General features: G+C 57.2%; 19 protein-coding genes. 7 read left to right on the top strand and 12 right to left on the bottom strand.

Features of this window, described 5'->3' with window-relative positions; genetic code table 11:
* Positions 1-92: 92 nt before the first annotated feature.
* From flgJ to flgB, 9 genes are all read right to left on the bottom strand, one after another.
* Complete coding sequence (gene flgJ, locus K6958_RS08520) at positions 93-1,061, bottom strand: flagellar assembly peptidoglycan hydrolase FlgJ (protein ID WP_249894237.1); 969 nt, start codon at positions 1,059-1,061, stop codon at positions 93-95.
* Positions 1,061-2,170, bottom strand: coding sequence for a flagellar basal body P-ring protein FlgI (locus K6958_RS08515; protein ID WP_249894236.1), 1,110 nt, complete (start codon positions 2,168-2,170; stop codon positions 1,061-1,063). The genes flgJ and K6958_RS08515 overlap by 1 nt, the downstream gene beginning before the upstream one ends.
* A 9-nt stretch (positions 2,171-2,179) precedes the next feature.
* Positions 2,180-2,884: a flagellar basal body L-ring protein FlgH gene (flgH, locus tag K6958_RS08510; protein WP_249894635.1), complete on the bottom strand. Its 705-nt coding sequence runs from the start codon at positions 2,882-2,884 to the stop codon at positions 2,180-2,182.
* An 86-nt stretch (positions 2,885-2,970) separates the two neighbouring features.
* The gene (gene flgG, locus K6958_RS08505; protein ID WP_249894235.1) at positions 2,971-3,753 is read right to left on the bottom strand and encodes a flagellar basal-body rod protein FlgG; all 783 of its coding nucleotides are present in this window, start codon (positions 3,751-3,753) and stop codon (positions 2,971-2,973) included.
* A 17-nt stretch (positions 3,754-3,770) separates the two neighbouring features.
* Positions 3,771-4,529, bottom strand: a complete 759-nt coding sequence (locus tag K6958_RS08500; RefSeq protein WP_249894234.1) for a flagellar basal body rod protein FlgF — start codon at positions 4,527-4,529, stop codon at positions 3,771-3,773.
* A gap of 21 nt (positions 4,530-4,550) precedes the next feature.
* Positions 4,551-5,750, bottom strand: a complete 1,200-nt coding sequence (gene flgE, locus K6958_RS08495) for a flagellar hook protein FlgE (protein ID WP_249894233.1) — start codon at positions 5,748-5,750, stop codon at positions 4,551-4,553.
* 29 nt (positions 5,751-5,779) lie between these two features.
* A complete protein-coding gene (gene flgD, locus K6958_RS08490; RefSeq protein ID WP_249894232.1) occupies positions 5,780-6,454 on the bottom strand; it encodes a flagellar hook assembly protein FlgD in 675 nt (224 codons plus the stop codon).
* A gap of 12 nt (positions 6,455-6,466) precedes the next feature.
* Entirely contained in the window at positions 6,467-6,871 is a 405-nt protein-coding gene (gene flgC / locus K6958_RS08485) for a flagellar basal body rod protein FlgC (protein ID WP_085072124.1), read from the bottom strand.
* A 3-nt stretch (positions 6,872-6,874) separates the two neighbouring features.
* Positions 6,875-7,288 carry a flagellar basal body rod protein FlgB gene (gene flgB, locus K6958_RS08480; protein WP_085072125.1) on the bottom strand — a complete coding sequence of 138 codons (414 nt, stop codon included), beginning with the start codon at positions 7,286-7,288 and terminating at the stop codon, positions 6,875-6,877.
* Between the two features lie 156 nt (positions 7,289-7,444).
* On the opposite strand from flgB, the gene flgA reads away from it, so the two are divergent.
* The 3 genes from flgA to flgN all read left to right on the top strand — a co-directional run bounded on the left by flgA (position 7,445) and on the right by flgN (position 8,943).
* Complete coding sequence (gene flgA / locus K6958_RS08475) at positions 7,445-8,104, top strand: flagellar basal body P-ring formation chaperone FlgA (RefSeq protein WP_434085199.1); 660 nt, start codon at positions 7,445-7,447, stop codon at positions 8,102-8,104.
* Positions 8,105-8,206: 102 nt separating this feature from the next.
* The gene (gene flgM / locus K6958_RS08470; protein ID WP_249894230.1) at positions 8,207-8,506 is read left to right on the top strand and encodes a flagellar biosynthesis anti-sigma factor FlgM; all 300 of its coding nucleotides are present in this window, start codon (positions 8,207-8,209) and stop codon (positions 8,504-8,506) included.
* 5 nt (positions 8,507-8,511) lie between these two features.
* Positions 8,512-8,943 (top strand): flagellar export chaperone FlgN, encoded by a 432-nt coding sequence (gene flgN, locus K6958_RS08465; RefSeq protein WP_249894229.1) that lies wholly within the window; start codon positions 8,512-8,514, stop codon positions 8,941-8,943.
* A 98-nt stretch (positions 8,944-9,041) separates the two neighbouring features.
* Here the strand turns inward: flgN and murJ are convergent, their stop codons facing one another.
* From murJ to rimJ, 3 genes are all read right to left on the bottom strand, one after another.
* Positions 9,042-10,580, bottom strand: a complete 1,539-nt coding sequence (gene murJ, locus K6958_RS08460) for a murein biosynthesis integral membrane protein MurJ (RefSeq protein WP_249894228.1) — start codon at positions 10,578-10,580, stop codon at positions 9,042-9,044.
* A 123-nt stretch (positions 10,581-10,703) separates the two neighbouring features.
* Positions 10,704-11,624 carry a Gfo/Idh/MocA family protein gene (locus K6958_RS08455; protein WP_249894227.1) on the bottom strand — a complete coding sequence of 307 codons (921 nt, stop codon included), beginning with the start codon at positions 11,622-11,624 and terminating at the stop codon, positions 10,704-10,706.
* 53 nt (positions 11,625-11,677) lie between these two features.
* Positions 11,678-12,268, bottom strand: a complete 591-nt coding sequence (gene rimJ / locus K6958_RS08450) for a ribosomal protein S5-alanine N-acetyltransferase (RefSeq protein WP_249894226.1) — start codon at positions 12,266-12,268, stop codon at positions 11,678-11,680.
* A gap of 292 nt (positions 12,269-12,560) precedes the next feature.
* On the opposite strand from rimJ, the gene mdtH reads away from it, so the two are divergent.
* From mdtH to pyrC, 4 genes are all read left to right on the top strand, one after another.
* On the top strand, positions 12,561-13,766 hold the full coding sequence (mdtH, locus tag K6958_RS08445; protein ID WP_249894225.1) for a multidrug efflux MFS transporter MdtH: 1,206 nt from the start codon (positions 12,561-12,563) through the stop codon (positions 13,764-13,766).
* 110 nt (positions 13,767-13,876) lie between these two features.
* On the top strand, positions 13,877-14,524 hold the full coding sequence (gene grxB / locus K6958_RS08440) for a glutaredoxin 2 (RefSeq protein WP_249894224.1): 648 nt from the start codon (positions 13,877-13,879) through the stop codon (positions 14,522-14,524).
* A 150-nt stretch (positions 14,525-14,674) separates the two neighbouring features.
* Positions 14,675-15,238, top strand: coding sequence for a lipoprotein (locus K6958_RS08435; protein WP_249894223.1), 564 nt, complete (start codon positions 14,675-14,677; stop codon positions 15,236-15,238).
* Between the two features lie 264 nt (positions 15,239-15,502).
* A complete protein-coding gene (gene pyrC / locus K6958_RS08430) occupies positions 15,503-16,546 on the top strand; it encodes a dihydroorotase (protein WP_249894222.1) in 1,044 nt (347 codons plus the stop codon).
* The last annotated feature ends 46 nt before the right edge of the window (positions 16,547-16,592 follow it).

Here is a 16,592-nt window from a genome sequence, read left to right as displayed (position 1 = left end):
GGCATTCAACGAATCGGGTGCCGCAAGCGTAACGGGACGCTTTCCGGCCTGTTTTGGTTATCGGCGTGCTTAAGTGAAACTTGAGTAAAAAATCAGAACAGATCGCCTAACTCATTGCCGTAAGCTTTGGCGACTTTTTCACCCAGGTTTTTAAACTGCTGAATCATACCGACCAGCTTTTTGGCATATTTGGGATCGGTGGCGTAGCCCGCTTCCTGCAGCGCGTGGGCGCCCTCTTCCGCCGTTTTCGCCGTCGTCACTTTGGCATAGCGCGAATTTTTACTCAGCAAGTTGGCGTAGTCGGTTAACGCATCAATGTAAGAGTCATAGACGCGGAACGCCGCCTTCACTTTTTTCGCCACGCCGTTTTCATATTCAGTGGTGGTGATTTCCGTGGTTTTGCCCTGCCAGCTGCCGGTAGCTTTAATGCCGAACACGTTATAGCTCGGCTTGCCATCTTCGGTCAGGATCTGGCGTTTCCCCCAGCCTGACTCCAGCGCCGCCTGGGCGAGGATCAGTTGATGAGGAATGCCGGTCTGCTGGCTGGCCAGCTGCGCCGGCTGCGTCAGCTTGGCGATAAAGTCGCTGCTGTCGCCGCTCAGCGGCGCGCTGGACGTCGGCTGCGGCAGTTTCGGCATGGCGCGCTGTACCATTTGCGCCATCTGCGTTTGCATCTGCTCCATCTGTCGCGGCAACAGCGTATTCACCACCACCGAGCGATCGAGCGGCATCGGTACGGTGCCTGCGCTTTCGTCCGGCGCCTGGGCTGGCATCATCTGTTTTACGATGACATCAGCCAGCCCCAGTCCTTTATTCCCCATCTCCTGCGCAATCTGCTGGTCATACATTGAGGTGAACATCCGCGTCTGTTCGGTGCTGAGCAGGCCATCCTGCGGCAGCGCCTGACGCATGCTCTTCAGCATCATCTGTACAAACATGCCCTCTACCTGCTTCGCCACCTGCAGCGCTTTACCCTGCGGGTCGCTGCCGGCCTGACGTTTCAGATTGTTGAGCGCCTGGCTGTCGTAAGCCGCGCTCATTACAGATTGCGTATCATTCATCAGATAATTTCCAGTTTGGCGCGCAGACAGCCCGCGCTCTGCATTGACTGAAGAATCGACATCAGATCCATCGGCGTTGCGCCCAGCGCGTTCAGCGCACGCACCACGCTATTCAGGTTGGCGCTGGCGTTAACACGCTGCAGCGCGCCGCCTTCCTGACGCATATCGATCTGAGTCTGCGGCGTGACCACGGTCTGCCCGCCGGCCAGCGGCGTATCAGGCTGGTTGACGTTCTGCTGCTGGTTAATGGTCACTGACAGGTTGCCCTGCGCCACCGCACACGAACTGAGCCTCACTTCGCGGTTCATCACCACCGAGCCGGTGCGTGAGTTGATGATCACTTTCGCATCCTGAATCGGTACGGAAACATCGATATTCTGGATATCGGCCAGCAGACGCACCTGCGAGCTGTTGTTCATCGGCATGCGTACCTGAACGGTACGGGCGTCCAGCGCCTGCGCCGAACCGTAGCCGCGACCGTTGATCGCATCGCTGATGCGCTGCGCCATGCTGAAATCTTCTTCGTTCAGTTGCAGATTCAGGGTGCCCTGGGTGCCGAAATTGCTCTGCATTTCGCGCTCAATGGTGGCGCCGCCGGTGATGCGTCCGCCGTTCAGCTGGTTAACCTGAACGCTGGAGCCACCCGCCGCCGCGCCTGCGCCGCCGACCAGGATATTGCCCTGCGCCAGCGCATAAACTTGGTTATCCACCCCTTTCAGCGGGGTCATAATCAGCGTGCCGCCGCGCAGGCTTTTGGCGTTACCCAGCGAGGAAACCACCACGTCGATCTGCTGCCCCTGGCGACCAAAGGCCGGCAGGTTGGCGGTCACCATCACCGCCGCCACGTTTTTCAGCTGCATATTGGTGCCGGCCGGCACGGTAATGCCCAGCTGCGACAGCATGTTGTTCAGCGACTGGGTGGTAAACGGCGTTTGCGCCGTCTGGTCACCCGTGCCATCCAGCCCGACCACCAGTCCATAGCCGATCAGCTGGTTATCACGGACGCCCTGGACCGTGGTGAGATCGCGGATGCGATCGGCGCTGGCCAGCGTGCTGATGCTCAGCAGCAGCAGAGAAAGCGCAAGATGAATAATGCGTGACTGGAACATAAAAGCCTCTTACATCGGTGAGATGTTCAGGAAGAAGCGCTGCAGCCAACCCATGTTCTGCGCTTCGTTGATATAACCGTTACCGACATATTCGATACGGGCATCTGCCACCTGCGTGGAAACCACGCTGTTGTTGCCGCTGATGGTGCGCGGGTTGACCACGCCAGAGAAGCGAATAAATTCGGTGCCCTGGTTAATCTCAATCTGTTTCTCACCGACCACATTCAGGTTGCCGTTCGGCAGCACCTGATTGACGGTAACGGTAATGGTGCCGGTAAAGGTGTTGTTGGCCGACGCACCGCCTTTACCTGCGAAATCATTTTTGCCTTCGCCGCTCATTGTGGTTTTATCGCCGCCCAGCAGCCCTTCAAGGGCGCGCGGCACCGCGGTCAGGCCAAGGCTGGCGCTACCGTCACGGCTGGCGTTAGCTGAGGAGCTTTTGCTGGCGCTGACGTTTTCCTGCAGCACGATTGTCAGCGTGTCGCCGATATTGCGCGGACGACGATCCTCGAACAGAGGCTGATAGCCGTAGTTCATCGGCATCACCCCCTGGAAAATAGAACCGTTAACCACGGGCGGCGAAGCAGGCATCGGCTGAGCCGTTGTCGGGCCGGTGACCAGCGGTGTACGGGGAACAAGGGCGCAACCGTTAAGTGTCATCAGCATTGCTGCGATAACCAAATGTCCAGGCTTAAGAGTGAATTGCTTCGCCACGACGTGTATACCTTTCATTGCATCATTTAATTTAATTTGGCGGAGCCACAGCTCCGCCAGTCCGCGTCTGAGCGCGCTTACTACCCTTATACCTGCGTCAGTTTCTGCAACATCTGATCGGAGGTGGTAATGGCTTTACTGTTGATTTCATAAGCGCGCTGCGTCTGGATCATGCTGACCAGCTCTTCCGCCACGTTGACGTTAGAGGTTTCAACATAACCCTGATACAGCAGGCCGGCGCCGTTCAGGCCGGGGGTGCTGTCAGTCGGTGCGCCGGAAGCCTGAGTTTCCTTGTAGAGGTTTTCACCCATGCTTTCGAGGCCGGTATCGTTCATAAAGGTGCTCAGCGTCAGCTGCCCAACCTGTACCGGCTGCGCCTGACCCTGCTGGGTCACGCTCACCACGCCGTCACGCCCAATAGAGATGCTCAGGGAGTTGGCGGGAATAGTGATACCGGGCTGCACCGGGAAACCGGCGTTGGTCACCAGCTGACCGTTTTGATCCACCTGGAACGAGCCGTCGCGGGTATAGGCCGCGGTGCCGTCCGGCATCTGCACCTGGAAAAAGCCCTGTCCGTTAATCGCCACATCTTTCGAGTTGTCGGTTTTCGACAGGTTGCCCTGGGTATGCAGACGCTCGGTAGAAACCGGACGCACGCCGGTACCGATCTGCAGGCCAGACGGCAGCGTGGTTTGCTCAGAAGACTGAGCGCCCGGCTGACGCATGGTCTGATACATCAAATCTTCAAATACCGCACGTGAACGTTTAAAGCCATTGGTGCTGACGTTTGCCAGGTTGTTGGAGATGACGTCCATATTGGTTTGCTGGGCGTCAAGACCGGTTTTGGCGATCCATAAGGAACTGATCATGCTGTTTTCCTCTTGCCTTAGCTGCTCATATTGAGCAGCTGGTTGGCGCGTTGTTCGTTTTCATCGACGCTGGAGATGACTTTCATCTGCATCTCAAAGCGGCGGGCGTTGGCAATCATGTCAACCATGGTTTCGACCGGCTTCACGTTGCTGCCTTCCAGTACCCCGGGCATCACCTGCACCGTCGGGTCGTTTTGCAGCGTCGCGCCGCGCTGGGCCTGGGCCGCCGGGTTCAGACGAAACAGCCCGTCATCGCCGCGTACCACTTCCTGCCCGGTCGCCTTCACCAGCTTCAACCGCCCCAGCTGCACCGTCGCGTTGGGCTCATCGCCCGGATTCAGCGCGGTAATGGTGCCGTCAGCCGCAATCGTAATTTCTGCCGCCTGCGGCACCGCAATCGGACCGCCGTCGCCCATCACCGGGTGACCCTGAATGGTCAGCTCGCCGGTGGGGCTAATCTGCATATTACCGTTGCGGGTATAAGCTTCGGTGCCATCTGCCGTTTGTACCGCCAGCCAGCCATCCTGCTGGACCGCGACGTCAAGCGAGCGCTGCGTATAATCGAGCGCGCCCTGCGTCATATCGGATCCCGGCGTCGAGGCGGTAACCAGCGTACGCGTCGGCAGCGATAAGCCTTCTACCGGTACCGCACGCAGCGCATTGAGCTGCGCGCGAAAACCGGGCGTTGAGGCGTTGGCCAGGTTGTTGGCCGTCACCGCCTGCATATTGAGCGTCTGGCTTGCCGCGCCCATGGCGGTATAAATAGCGTGATCCATAGCGCTCTCCCGTCAGCCGTATTAACGCAGGTTAACCAGCGTGTTGAGGATCTGATCCTGGGTTTTGATGGTCTGCGCGTTCGACTGGTAGTTACGCTGCGCCACGATCATGTTCACCAGTTCTTTACTCAGGTCGACGTTGGAAGACTCCAGCGCGCCTGCGGTCAGGGTGCCAAGGTTACCGGTGCCAGCCAGACCGATCAGCGGCTGACCAGAAGAGGCCGTGGATGACCAAACGTTGTTGCCTTCAGATTTCAGGCCTTCGGCGTTAGCGAAGTTCGCCAGCACGATCTGGCCCAGCACCTGGGTTTTTTCGTTGGAGTAGCTGCCTACTACCGTGCCGTCGTCATTGATCTGGTAGCTCACCAGGTCGCCCGGCTTGTAACCATCCTGCGTCGGGTTGCCAAAAGTGTTGGCGCCGGTGTTCTGCTGCATACTGCCGGTCAAATCCAGCGTAAAGGTCTGCGCGTTAGAGCCGTTCAGCGCGCCCATTGAAATGGTCTGGCTGGTGGCGGAGGTCATTACGCCGTTAGGGTTAAAGCTCATGGTGAACGGCGTAGTAGTGGCGCCGCTGCTGGAATCGATCGGATGCACGTTCCAGCTGTTGTCCGCCGTTTTCACGAAGTACAGGTCGATAGTGTGCGCGTTACCCAGCGAGTCATACGTCGTCATTGAAGACTTGGCGTTGTAGCTGGTGGCGTCGGTGCTGTCGAAGTCCGCGTCAACTTTGGTGCCGTCAGATGAGTTCAGGTTGGCGATCAGCGCACCGTTGGTGGTGGCGCGGGCAGTCATCTGGGTAGTCGGCACGCTGAGCGCTACCGGGTTGGCGCCGGTCTGTACGGTCGGCGGGGTGCCTGCTACCGGATAGCCGGTCAGCTTCATACCCTGCATGTTGACGATGTTGCGGTTCTCATCCAGCGTGAACTGACCGTTACGGCTGTAGTAAACCGCGCCGCTGTCGTCCGCCATACGGAAAAAGCCCTGCTGGCTGATAGCCACGTCAAGCCCACGGCTGGTGGTGGTGGTGGTGCCGTCGTTAAAGTCCTGAATCACGCCCGCCACTTTTACACCCATACCGACTTTTGAACCGGCGAACATGTCAGCAAAAGAGACGGTGCTGGATTTGAAGCCCGCCGTCGCCGAGTTAGAAATGTTGTTGCCGATAACGTCGAGGTTACTGGAGGCCGCGTTTAAACCGCTGACCGCTTGTGAAAAGCCCATGTGTCACTCCTGAGTAAATTAGTGTCGTATCAGAGAATCTGACGAATTTTATCGAGCGTGGAAGTGCCCATCGTCCCGAGGTCGAGTATTGCCCCGCTGGAATCGGTGGTCACACCGTTCACTAAGGCGTAATTCAGTGGCTGCGCCACCAGCTGCTCCGTTCCGTCGCTGGCGGCGATGGAAACGTTATATTTGCCGTCCGGTGCGGTGGTGCCGTCCGTTAAGGTGCCGTCCCATGCGAAGGTATGCACGCCGGCGGTCAGTTTGCCGAGGTCAATGGTCCGCATCACTTTGCCGCTGCCATCGGTAATGGTGGCGGTCGTGGAAGTTGAGGCACGCGTCAACTCAACGCCAAACGGCGTCGTCTCGCCTTTGCCGGTCAGGATCTGGCTGCCCGGCACCATGACGCCGTGGCCGATCAGGGTAGACGCCTGCACCGATTGATTGCTATTGATCTGACCCGAGATCGAACCCAGCGTGGTGTTCAGCTTCTCGATACCGCTTACGGTATTGATCTGCGCCAGCTGCGTGGTCAGCTCGTTGTTCTCCATCGGATTGGTCGGATCCTGGTTTTTTAACTGCGCCACCAGCAGCGTCAAAAAGTTACTTTGTAGATCGGTTGCGCTACTACTGTTCGATGCGCCAGTGGTATTGGTTAGTACACTGGGATCGATCTTTTCATTTACGCCAACGGCTAAGCCCATGGTTATTCTCCGTTATTGACCGATGGTCAGGGTTTTCATCATCATTGACTTGACGGTGTTCAGCACTTCAACGTTCGCCTGATAGCTGCGTGACGCCGCCATGCTATTGACCGTCTCGCTGACCACATCGACGTTTGGCATCTTGACGTAGCCCTTGGCGTCCGCCAGCGGATTGCCCGGATCAAACACCAGCTTCGCCGGGCTCTGATCTTCCACCACCTGGGCAACGCGTACGCCGCCGGTAGCCTGTCCCGGCGCGGCATCTACCTGGAACACCACTTGTTTGGCGACATAAGGTTGGCCATCAGGACCGGTAACGCTATCGGCGTTAGCCAGGTTACTGGCGGCCACGTTTAAACGCTGTGACTGTGCAGCCATCGCCGAACCGGCGATATCAAAAATATTAAGCAGTGCCATCGGTTATTGTCCCTGCAGCACGTTCATCATGCCTTTTATCTGGCTGCTGATAAGCGTGAGGTCGGTTTGGTATTTCAGGCTGTTATCTGCAAACTGCGTACGCTCACGGTCCATATCGACCGTGTTGCCATCCATCGACGGCTGATCGGGAATGCGATACAGCAGATCCATGGACGGCGGCGTCGCGGTCTGCGCGGGAATGTGGCGTGCCGACGTCACCGCCAGCGACAGGCCAGATCCCTGCGCCCGCCCTTTCTCCAGCGCGCGGTTAAGCTCGCTGGCAAAATCGATATCGCGGGCCTGGTAGCCTGGCGTATCAGCGTTGGCGATGTTGGATGCCAGGATTTCCTGACGCTGAGCCCGCAGATTGAGCGCTTCGGTGCCGAACTGCAGAGCTGCATCCAGTTTGTCGAGCATGCTTTCCTCCGGAAGTGAAATTTTGAGCTGTCAGCATAATCGGGCGGCGCGAAAGCTATCGCTGGAATAGCGCTAAAAAGCATCGCTATTTTTTGCCTTGAAAAATTGCCCGCGCGGGTAGAATCAGCGCCATAAGTCAGAGCGGGGATAGATAAGATGCGGGTAATGAGATGGTGGCTGGGTGCGATGCTAACCTTACTGGTAATGCCGGTACGGGCGGACGATCTTGCGGCGCAGCTCAACCAGTTCTTTAAAACGCGCGACCCGCTGCATGCCGCCGGAATGAATGTGGCGATACGCACCCCACAGCAACAGTGGCCGCCGTGCGCGAACCCGCAGTTCAGCCTGCCGGGCAACAGTCGTTTATGGGGCAATATGAGCGTGGCGGCGACCTGCGATCGCGAGCGGCGCTTTCTGCAGGTAGAGGTGCAGGTAACCGGCGAGTATGTGGTCGCCAGTCGTCAAATTCCACGTGGTACCGCCTTAACCGTCGGTGACATCCAGATTAAGCAAGGACGACTGGATACCCTGCCTGCGCGGGCGGTGCTGGATGCGCAACAAATAACGGATGCTGTAAGCGTACGCGATATTTTACCGGATCAGCCGTTAACCCTCTCGATGGTGCGTCAGGCCTGGCGGGTAAAGGCGGGTCAGCCGGTCATCGTGATCGCTCAGGGCGATGGTTTTAACGTGAGCAGCGAGGGGCGCGCATTGAATAACGCCACCGCGCTGCAACGGGTGCGGGTGCGCATGGGGAATGGGCAGATAGTAAGTGGCAATGTGAGTGCGGATGGGAATATTCTTATATCTCTATAAACTGCTAAAGATGGCTGTTGAGTTGCCGATAGTGGGATCAACATACATTGTACTCTTTGCCTATCAGGCTGCATTAATGCCTGAACTTACAGGAGCCAGACCATGAGCATCGACAAAACTAAAGCTACGCAGCCCGTCAGCACCGTTCAGCCACGTGAAACTAACGATAACGGCGCAGCAAAGGTTCGTCAGACCAGCAGCCCTAAGGCGCCTGCCAGCGCCGCGCAGGTTAGCCTGAGCGGTGCGCAGTCCCAGCTGATGACCGCAGACAGTAAAGACATTAATACTGCCCGCGTGGAGCAACTGAAAACCGCCATTCGCAATGGCGAACTGAAAATGGATACCGGCAAAATCGCCGATGCCCTGATTCAGGAAGCGAAATCTTATTTACAGGATAAATAACCGCTATGAATAGCCTGATTACCGCGCTGGATAAAATGCAGGAAGTGCTCGGTTCGCTGAGCAATATAATGAAGGAAGAACACGAGCAGCTCTCTGCCGGCCTCATTAACAGCAGCCTGCTACAGCGTATTACCGAAGATAAAAGTTCACTGCTGACCACGCTGAACTATCTTGACGGTATCCGGCGGGAATCAGAGAAACAGTACCGTATCCAGGCACCCTATCGTACGCAGCCGGAGCTGGCTCGCCGCTGGCAGGCTATTGAGCAGCACACACGTCAGCTGCGCGACAATAATACCCATAACGGGATGCTGTTAAATCAGCAGATGGTTTACAACGATAAGGCGCTGGCGCTGTTAAAACCTCATCAGACTCAGGCGTTTTACGGCCCGGACGGTCAGGCGACTTCAGGCGGCTTTACCTCGCGGCGCGTTTAATCCCTCCGCACTTAACCCACCGGATCGACTCCGGCGGGTTGAACTACACCGCACTTAACCCACCGGCTTACCGTCCGGCGGGTTTGGCGCGTCTGCGATTAGGCTACCGAGCGGCGTGCGAAGTCCTTTGGTCGGAAGCCTAACAGCCCCAGCACCACGAAGTAAGCGCCGCCGCCTACCGCACAGACTGCCGCCAGGCGCGCCAGACGATACGGCATGCCGCCTATATCCCATGCGGGCATCACCATCATCATGGCGATCAGCACGCCCGCCATCACCACCACCGCCACCATCAGGCGCAGGAGAAAGCCGGTCCAGCCCGGCTGCGGCTGAAAGATCTGCTGTTTACGCAGCTGCCAGTAAAGCAGCGCGCCGTTCAGACAGGCCGCCAGCCCAATAGAGAGTGACAGCCCGGCATGTTTCAGCGGTCCGATAAAGGCCAGGTTCATCAGCTGCGTCACGATCAGCGTGACGATGGCGATTTTTACCGGCGTCTTAATATCCTGACGCGAGTAAAAGCCCGGCGCCAGCACCTTAACCACAATCAGCCCCATTAGCCCGACGGAATAGGCGATCAGTGCTCGCTGCGTCATAGCGGCGTCAAAGGCGGTGAACTTCCCATACTGAAACAGCGCCACGGTCAGCGGGCCGGACAAGATGCCCAGCGCCACCGCGCTCGGCAGCGCCAGCAGGAAGCAAAGACGCAACCCCCAGTCCATCAGGCGCGAATACTCGGCATGGTTGCCGCTGGCAAAGCTGCGCGACAGCGACGGCAGCAAAATAGTGCCTAACGCCACGCCCAGTACGCCGGAAGGGAACTCCATCAGGCGGTCGGCGTAGTACATCCAGGAGACCGAGCCGGAAACCAGGAACGAGGCAAAGATGGTATTGATAATCAGAGAAATCTGGCTAACGGACACCCCGAGAATGGCCGGTCCCATCTGGCGCAGCACACGCCAGACGCCCGCATCTTTCAGGTTCAGGCGCGGCAGCACCAGCATGCCGATTTTTTTCAGGTGCGGCAGCTGGTAGCCAAGCTGCAGTACGCCGCCGACCACCACCGCCCACGCCAGCGCCAGTACCGGCGGATGGAAATGAGGCGCGCCGAACAGCGCAAAGCCGATCATGCTGATATTTAATAAGGTGGGTGCAAAGGCCGGTACCGAGAAGCGGTTCCAGGTATTCAGGATCGCCCCCACCAACGAGGCGAGCGAAATCAGGAAAATATAGGGAAAGGTAATGCGCAGCAGGCTACTGGTCAGCGCAAACTTATCAGCGGTATCGGCAAAGCCCGGCGCCGTGATCATAATCACCCACGGCGCGGCAATCATGCCGAGGAACGTAATTACCGCCAGCGCCAGCGTTAACAGGCCGGAGATATACGCCACGAAAACGCGCGTCGCTTCCTCCCCCTGCTTGCTTTTATATTCCGCAAGGATCGGTACAAAAGCTTGAGAGAACGCGCCTTCCGCGAAGATACGGCGCAGCAGGTTGGGAAGTTTAAAGGCGACGAAAAAGGCATCGGTAGCCATCCCGGCGCCGAAGACTCTTGCCACAATCGCATCACGGGCAAAGCCCAGCACGCGGGAAAACAGCGTCATTGAGCTGACCGCTGCCAGGGATTTCAACAAATTCATGGTTAACTGCGCATCCTGAATATTCAATCCGGTTAACAGACAATAGCGGACCGGCGGCGGGCCGATCCGGCGGTTAGTCTACCGATACGCAGCGAAATAACCACAAAGGATTGTTACCGCAGGTTATTCACGCTCAAGGTCACGCCAGATTTTTTCTACGATGCGCTGGGCTTTTAGCGCCTGCTCGCCGCTGGTTTCCGGCATTGTCTGATTTTGTACGCAGGCGATAAAGTGGCGCGCCGCGCCGTCAAAACCGCGCTGAGCCTGGGTGGTTTGCCACGCCGGCACCGCCTCAATAAGCGTTTCGCCATGACGCTCGTGTCGCCATTCACGCATCTCATCCAGCTGCCAGACACCGCCGTCGGCAATCGCGGTGACCGACTCGCGCTGCGTACCGGCGCGCCGGTGCATGCTGGTGGTGATTTGGGTCGCGCCCACGCTAAAGTGATGCTCGCCGTATAACATTTCGCCGGCTTCGGTAGTCTGGATGGCGCCGTGACGCAGCGTGACCTGACCTTCCGCCAGCCACAGCGCGGTATCCACGACGTGCAGATAATCATCCAGCAAGGTAAAACGCAGATTATGCGGCCCGACGCTGTCGCTGCGGTGTTTCTCCATGCGGATGGAAGCCGGCTGCTGCAATGCCGCTTTAAGCTGCTGATAGCGCGGGGCAAAGCGGCGGTTAAAGCCTACCATCAGTTTCCGTCCGCGCTTATGCGCCAGCTCTACCAGCGCCTCCGCTTCACTCAGCGTTTCCGCCAGCGGCTTATCCACGCAAACGTCTACGCCCTGCTCCAGCAGCGTGCGCACCACCTGATAATGGCTGGCGGTGCTGCTGTGAACAAATACCGCGTCACAGTCGGCGGCCAGCGCATCAAGCTGTGCATAACAGCGCATCCGCCAGCTGTCGCAAATCTTTTGCGCCTTCTGCTGATTGGGCGAAAACCCGCCCATCAGTCTCCAGCCGTCGGCCTGCGCCAGCACCGGCAACCAGGCTTTTTGCGCAATACCGCCCAACCCCACTACCCCAATCTTTACTGTCATCGCAGACTCCCGCGCCGCTTTCTCTGGCGGAGCATAAAGTGAATATCCGACGCTTAGCTACGCCGCTCCGGCGCCCATTCCTGATGGGTCAGCGCAGTCAGCACATGATCCTGCCAGCGGCCGTTAATAAGCAGATAATCTTTCGCGTACCCTTCTTTTTCAAAACCCAGCCGCGCCAGCAAATTGCCGCTGCGCTGATTATGCGGCATATAGTTCGCCATTATTCGATGCATACGCTGCTGACGCTGCATATAGCGAATTGCCGCCTGCAACGCCTCAAACATCATCCCCTGTCCCTGCCATTTCTCGCCCAGCGAATAACCGAGATAGCAGGCGTGGAACGACCCGCGTAGCACATTACTAAAATTAGCCACGCCGCGGATCTCCTTCTCTTCCGGGTCCATAATGACAAAATAAAAGGCGCTGCCCTGCTTATGCATATCGGTAATCAGCCCAAGACGCGCCTGCCAGCCGGAGGGATAGCAGTGGCTTTCATCACGTACCGGCTCCCAGGGCTTAAGGAAGGCGCGGTTTTCAGTGTAATAATCAGCCAGTCGCCATGCATCGCGTTCATGAACAAGACGAACCACCAGCCGATCGGTGGTCAGGCGCACTTTCGGTGCGGCGGAACGGTAGCCAAACATCTCTTCTCCTGAAAGCCATGGCTGATAAACAAAATTAATTGATGTCCGGCAGGCGAAAAATTAACGCTACCCGATGATTGCCCTCGATGCCTCTCTAGCGCTGCGATTAACGGCGACGAAACAGCAGGAGGATAACGCGGCGGCAGACATCATTACTACACTGAAATTACAGCACATTTTGCCAAAGATCGATAAAAAAATATCATTCTGCATTTGCTGTTAAATTAAACAGTTAGCGCGCAAAATAACATCCCTCAACAGTAATTTTATTTAGCATTGCTAAGGAATCAGCATGGCTGGAGTGGCGCGCGCCCGACGTCTTGGTCGGGTTTTTCTGCTGGCAGATAATATGCTGGTGGTGCTGGGATTTTTTGTGGTGTTCCCGTTAATCTCAATCCGCTTCGTTGATCAGCTTGGCTGGGCGGCGATGGTGGTCGGCATCGCGCTGGGGCTGCGCCAGCTGGTTCAGCAGGGACTCGGCGTGTTTGGCGGCGCCATTGCCGATCGCTTCGGCGCCAAACCGATGATTGTTTGCGGCATGCTGCTGCGCGCGGCCGGTTTCGCCGCCATGGCGGTGGCGCATGAGCCGTGGCTTCTGTGGTTTTCCTGCCTGCTTTCCGGCATTGGCGGCACGCTGTTCGATCCGCCGCGCACCGCGCTGGTGGTGAAGCTGATCCGCCCTGAAGCGCGTGGCCGCTTCTTCTCGCTATTGATGATGCAGGACAGCGCCGGCGCGGTGCTGGGCGCGCTGATTGGCAGCTGGCTGCTGGCGTGGGATTTCCGCCTGGTCTGCTGGGTCGGCGCACTGGTTTTCGTCCTGGCCGCGCTGTTTAACGCCTTGCTGCTGCCTGCCTGGCGCATCTCTACGGTCCCGACACCGCTGCGTGAAGGGCTGAGCCTGGTATTGAAAGACCGTCGCTTCTGCGCCTATGTGCTGACGCTGACCGGCTATTATATTCTGGCGGTTCAGGTGATGCTAATGCTGCCGATTATGGTGAACCAGATCGCTGGCACCGCCAGCGCGGTTAAATGGATGTATGCCATTGAGGCGACGCTGTCGCTGTCATTGCTTTACCCGATCGCCCGCTGGAGTGAAAAGCGTTTCCGCCTGGAGCATCGTCTGATGGCTGGCCTGCTGTTGATGACGCTCAGCCTGCTGCCGATCGGCCTGACCGACTCTCTACAGCAGCTGTTTATTTTAATCTGCCTGTTCTATATCGGGGCGATTATCGCCGAGCCGGCGCGTGAAACCCTGAGCGCTGAACTGGCCAGCGCACGGGCGCGCGGCAGCTATCTTGGCTTTAGCCGTCTGGGTCTGGCGCTGGGCGGCGCGCTGGGCTATACCGGCGGCGGCTGGATGTTTGATACCGGACGCGAACTGGCCTTACCGGAGCTGCCCTGGCTGATGTTGGGCGGCACCGGCGCCATTACCCTGCTGGCGCTGTGGTGGCAATTTCAGCCGCGCGCCGCGGCGCCAGCGATGCTGCGCGGCGGCTAATACGCCGCTGCGGTTTGCCCTTCCCCTGGATCTCTTCCATACTTTTTAAGCATATTCAAACAATTGCTGGCGGCAACCCGCCGTCGGCAATATCAGTAAGGAGAGATGCGGTGAAACTCTATATTTACGATCATTGTCCGTTTTGCGTTAAAGCACGCATGATTTTTGGCCTGAAAAATCTGCCGGTAGAACTGGTGGTAATGCTTAACGATGATGAGGAGACACCAACCCGGCTGATTGGTCAGAAAATGGCGCCGATTCTGCAAAAAGAGGATGGCAGCTGCATGCCGGAAAGCCTGGATATTGTGCGCTATGTTGATCAGCTGGATGGCGAGCCGCTACTGACCGGCAAAACCAACCCTGCGATTAATGACTGGCTGCGCAATGTGAACAGCTACGTGAATAAGCTGTTGCTGCCGCGCGTTGCCGAAGGCGGTTTTGCCGAGTTCGCAACGCCGCAGGCGCGGGCTTATTTCAAAAACAAAAAGGAAGCCAACATCGGCGACTTTGCTGAATTAAAGCAGCACGCAGACGGGTTCATCAAAAAGATCTCTAACGATATGCGCGATCTCGATAAGCTGATCGTGAAACCGAACGCCGTTAACGGCGAGTTAAGCCTTGATGATATCAATCTGTTCCCTCTGCTGCGTTCGCTGTCGCTGGTGGCAGGGATTAACTGGCCCAGCCGGGTAGCGGAATATCGCGATAATATGGCGAAGCAAACTCAGGTAAATCTGTTAAGTACTATGGCGGGTTAATGGTTAAAGGGCGGCGTTTCGCCGCCTGCAGCCTGCATTTCCCGCTTTTCCCCTCTCTTTTCCTGTTTTCCTGGTGACTCACGGCGGCGATTACGGCAAGCTTAGCCTCCTTAAAAGGAGACTTTCTCCGCATCACTTTCGAGGATTGTCATGAACAAGGCGTTTTTGGCGCTCTGCGCCCTGATGTTGGCCGGTCTGTTGACCGCCTGTAATCAGCTGACTCAATACACGATTTCCGAGCAGGAGATCAATCAGGCTCTGCAAAAACATAATAATTATCAGAAAGATATTGGCGTTTCCGGGCTGGTTAATGCGCATATCGTATTAAGCAACCTCAGCAGCCAGATTGGCCGCGAAGAGGCGGGTAAAGTCACCCTATCCGGCAATGCAAAAGTGAATATCACTTCGCTGCTGGGTCCACAGCAGGCTGATATGCAGTTAAAGATGAAGGCCCAGCCGTTTTTCGATAAACAAAAAGGGGCGGTTTATCTGAAGGATCTGGAGATCGTGGATGCCAACGTGCAGCCGGATAAGATGCAGCCGATCCTGCAAACGTTGAGGCCCTACCTTAACCAATCGCTAAAAAGCTATTTCGATCGCGAGCCCGCTTATGTGCTGAGCGAGGATCGCAGCAAAGCGGAAGCGATGGCGAAAAAACTGGCGAAAGGCATTGAAGTAAAGCCCGGCGAGCTGGTGATCCCCTTTACCGACTAACGAGCGGTCGCCCGCGTCCTTTCCCCGGCGCGGGCCATTTACTTTTTATCCCTCACTGTTTCATGCCGCACTGGCGTTAGATCTCCTCTCCCACTGTCAAAGTGGACGTTCAGCGGGCGCGCTGGCGATATCTACAGCAATTCACGCGCTTTCCAGGGCTTTTTTATCGTGGCCGACATAAAGCATGTGCAATCGGTTGCCTTTATCCTTATGCTTAGTACCCGGCTAAAAACTGCCTTTTTTCCTATCGCCGGAGCCTAATTCATGACTGCACAATCTCAGCAACTGATCATTCGCCGCCCTGACGACTGGCATATCCATCTGCGTGACGATGAGATGCTGCGCGCCGTATTACCCTTTACCAGCGCCGTGTGCGGCCGTGCCATTGTGATGCCTAATCTGGTGCCGCCAGTGACCAGCGTGGAGGCGGCTATCGCCTATCGCGCACGTATTCTGGATGCGTTGCCGGAAGGACATGCTTTCCAGCCATTAATGACCTGCTACCTTACCGACTCGCTATCGCCTGATGAGCTGGAAAAAGGCTTCCGGGCAGGGGTATTTACCGCAGCCAAGCTCTATCCTGCCCACGCCACCACTAACTCCAGCCACGGCGTTACCCATATCGATACCATCGCAGCGGTGCTGGATCGTATGCAAAGTCTCGGGATGCCGTTGCTGATTCATGGCGAAGTGACCGATGCGCACGTGGATATTTTTGACCGTGAAGCGCGTTTTATCGAAACGGTAATGGAGCCGCTGCGCCAACGTTACCCGGCGCTGAAAGTGGTGTTTGAACATATCACCACCAAAGAGGCCGCGCAGTATGTGGAAGCGGGCAACGATCTGCTGGCGGCAACGATTACGCCTCAGCATTTGATGTTCAACCGCAACCATATGCTGGTGGGCGGCGTGCGCCCTCATCTTTATTGCCTGCCGATCCTGAAGCGCAATGTCCATCAGGAAGCGCTGCGTAAGGTTATCGCCAGCGGTAACCGACGCTTCTTCCTTGGCACCGATACCGCGCCGCATTTGCGTCATCGCAAAGAGGCCAGCTGCGGCTGCGCAGGCGTGTTTAATGCTCCGACCGCCCTGCCCGCCTACGCGACCGTGTTTGAAGAGATGGATGCGTTGCAGCACTTTGAAGCGTTCTGCTCGGAAAACGGCCCGAACTTTTACGGCTTGCCGCTGAATGAAGGCACCCTGCGTCTGGTGCGCGAGCCCTGGACCGTGACCGAAAGCATCGCGGCGGCAGGCGATAAGCTGGTGCCGTTCCTGGCCGGTGAGACGCTGAACTGGCGCATCGCCTAACCTTCTCCAGGCGGCTGGCCTTAGCGGTCAGCCGCTTCTGCGATCT

Origin of the sequence: Mixta hanseatica, from assembly GCF_023517775.1 — a bacterium.
Classification (GTDB): domain Bacteria; phylum Pseudomonadota; class Gammaproteobacteria; order Enterobacterales; family Enterobacteriaceae; genus Mixta; species Mixta hanseatica.
This window is presented reverse-complemented; position numbering and strand designations above follow the sequence as displayed.

Excerpts from the sequence above, each read along its gene's own strand:
- flgN (WP_249894229.1), top strand. The coding sequence starts at position 8,512 with ATGAATAGCCTGATTACCGCGCTGGATAAAATGCAGGAAGTGCTCGGT.
- K6958_RS08515 (WP_249894236.1), bottom strand. The coding sequence starts at position 2,170 with ATGTTCCAGTCACGCATTATTCATCTTGCGCTTTCTCTGCTGCTGCTG.
- flgM (WP_249894230.1), top strand. The coding sequence starts at position 8,207 with ATGAGCATCGACAAAACTAAAGCTACGCAGCCCGTCAGCACCGTTCAG.
- murJ (WP_249894228.1), bottom strand. The coding sequence starts at position 10,580 with ATGAATTTGTTGAAATCCCTGGCAGCGGTCAGCTCAATGACGCTGTTT.
- mdtH (WP_249894225.1), top strand. The coding sequence starts at position 12,561 with ATGGCTGGAGTGGCGCGCGCCCGACGTCTTGGTCGGGTTTTTCTGCTG.
- K6958_RS08455 (WP_249894227.1), bottom strand. The coding sequence starts at position 11,624 with ATGACAGTAAAGATTGGGGTAGTGGGGTTGGGCGGTATTGCGCAAAAA.
- flgC (WP_085072124.1), bottom strand. The coding sequence starts at position 6,871 with ATGGCACTGCTTAATATTTTTGATATCGCCGGTTCGGCGATGGCTGCA.
- K6958_RS08435 (WP_249894223.1), top strand. The coding sequence starts at position 14,675 with ATGAACAAGGCGTTTTTGGCGCTCTGCGCCCTGATGTTGGCCGGTCTG.
- flgE (WP_249894233.1), bottom strand. The coding sequence starts at position 5,750 with ATGGGCTTTTCACAAGCGGTCAGCGGTTTAAACGCGGCCTCCAGTAAC.
- K6958_RS08500 (WP_249894234.1), bottom strand. The coding sequence starts at position 4,529 with ATGGATCACGCTATTTATACCGCCATGGGCGCGGCAAGCCAGACGCTC.
- pyrC (WP_249894222.1), top strand. The coding sequence starts at position 15,503 with ATGACTGCACAATCTCAGCAACTGATCATTCGCCGCCCTGACGACTGG.
- flgB (WP_085072125.1), bottom strand. The coding sequence starts at position 7,288 with ATGCTCGACAAACTGGATGCAGCTCTGCAGTTCGGCACCGAAGCGCTC.
- flgJ (WP_249894237.1), bottom strand. The coding sequence starts at position 1,061 with ATGAATGATACGCAATCTGTAATGAGCGCGGCTTACGACAGCCAGGCG.
- rimJ (WP_249894226.1), bottom strand. The coding sequence starts at position 12,268 with ATGTTTGGCTACCGTTCCGCCGCACCGAAAGTGCGCCTGACCACCGAT.
- flgG (WP_249894235.1), bottom strand. The coding sequence starts at position 3,753 with ATGATCAGTTCCTTATGGATCGCCAAAACCGGTCTTGACGCCCAGCAA.
- flgD (WP_249894232.1), bottom strand. The coding sequence starts at position 6,454 with ATGGGCTTAGCCGTTGGCGTAAATGAAAAGATCGATCCCAGTGTACTA.
- flgA (WP_434085199.1), top strand. The coding sequence starts at position 7,445 with ATGCGGGTAATGAGATGGTGGCTGGGTGCGATGCTAACCTTACTGGTA.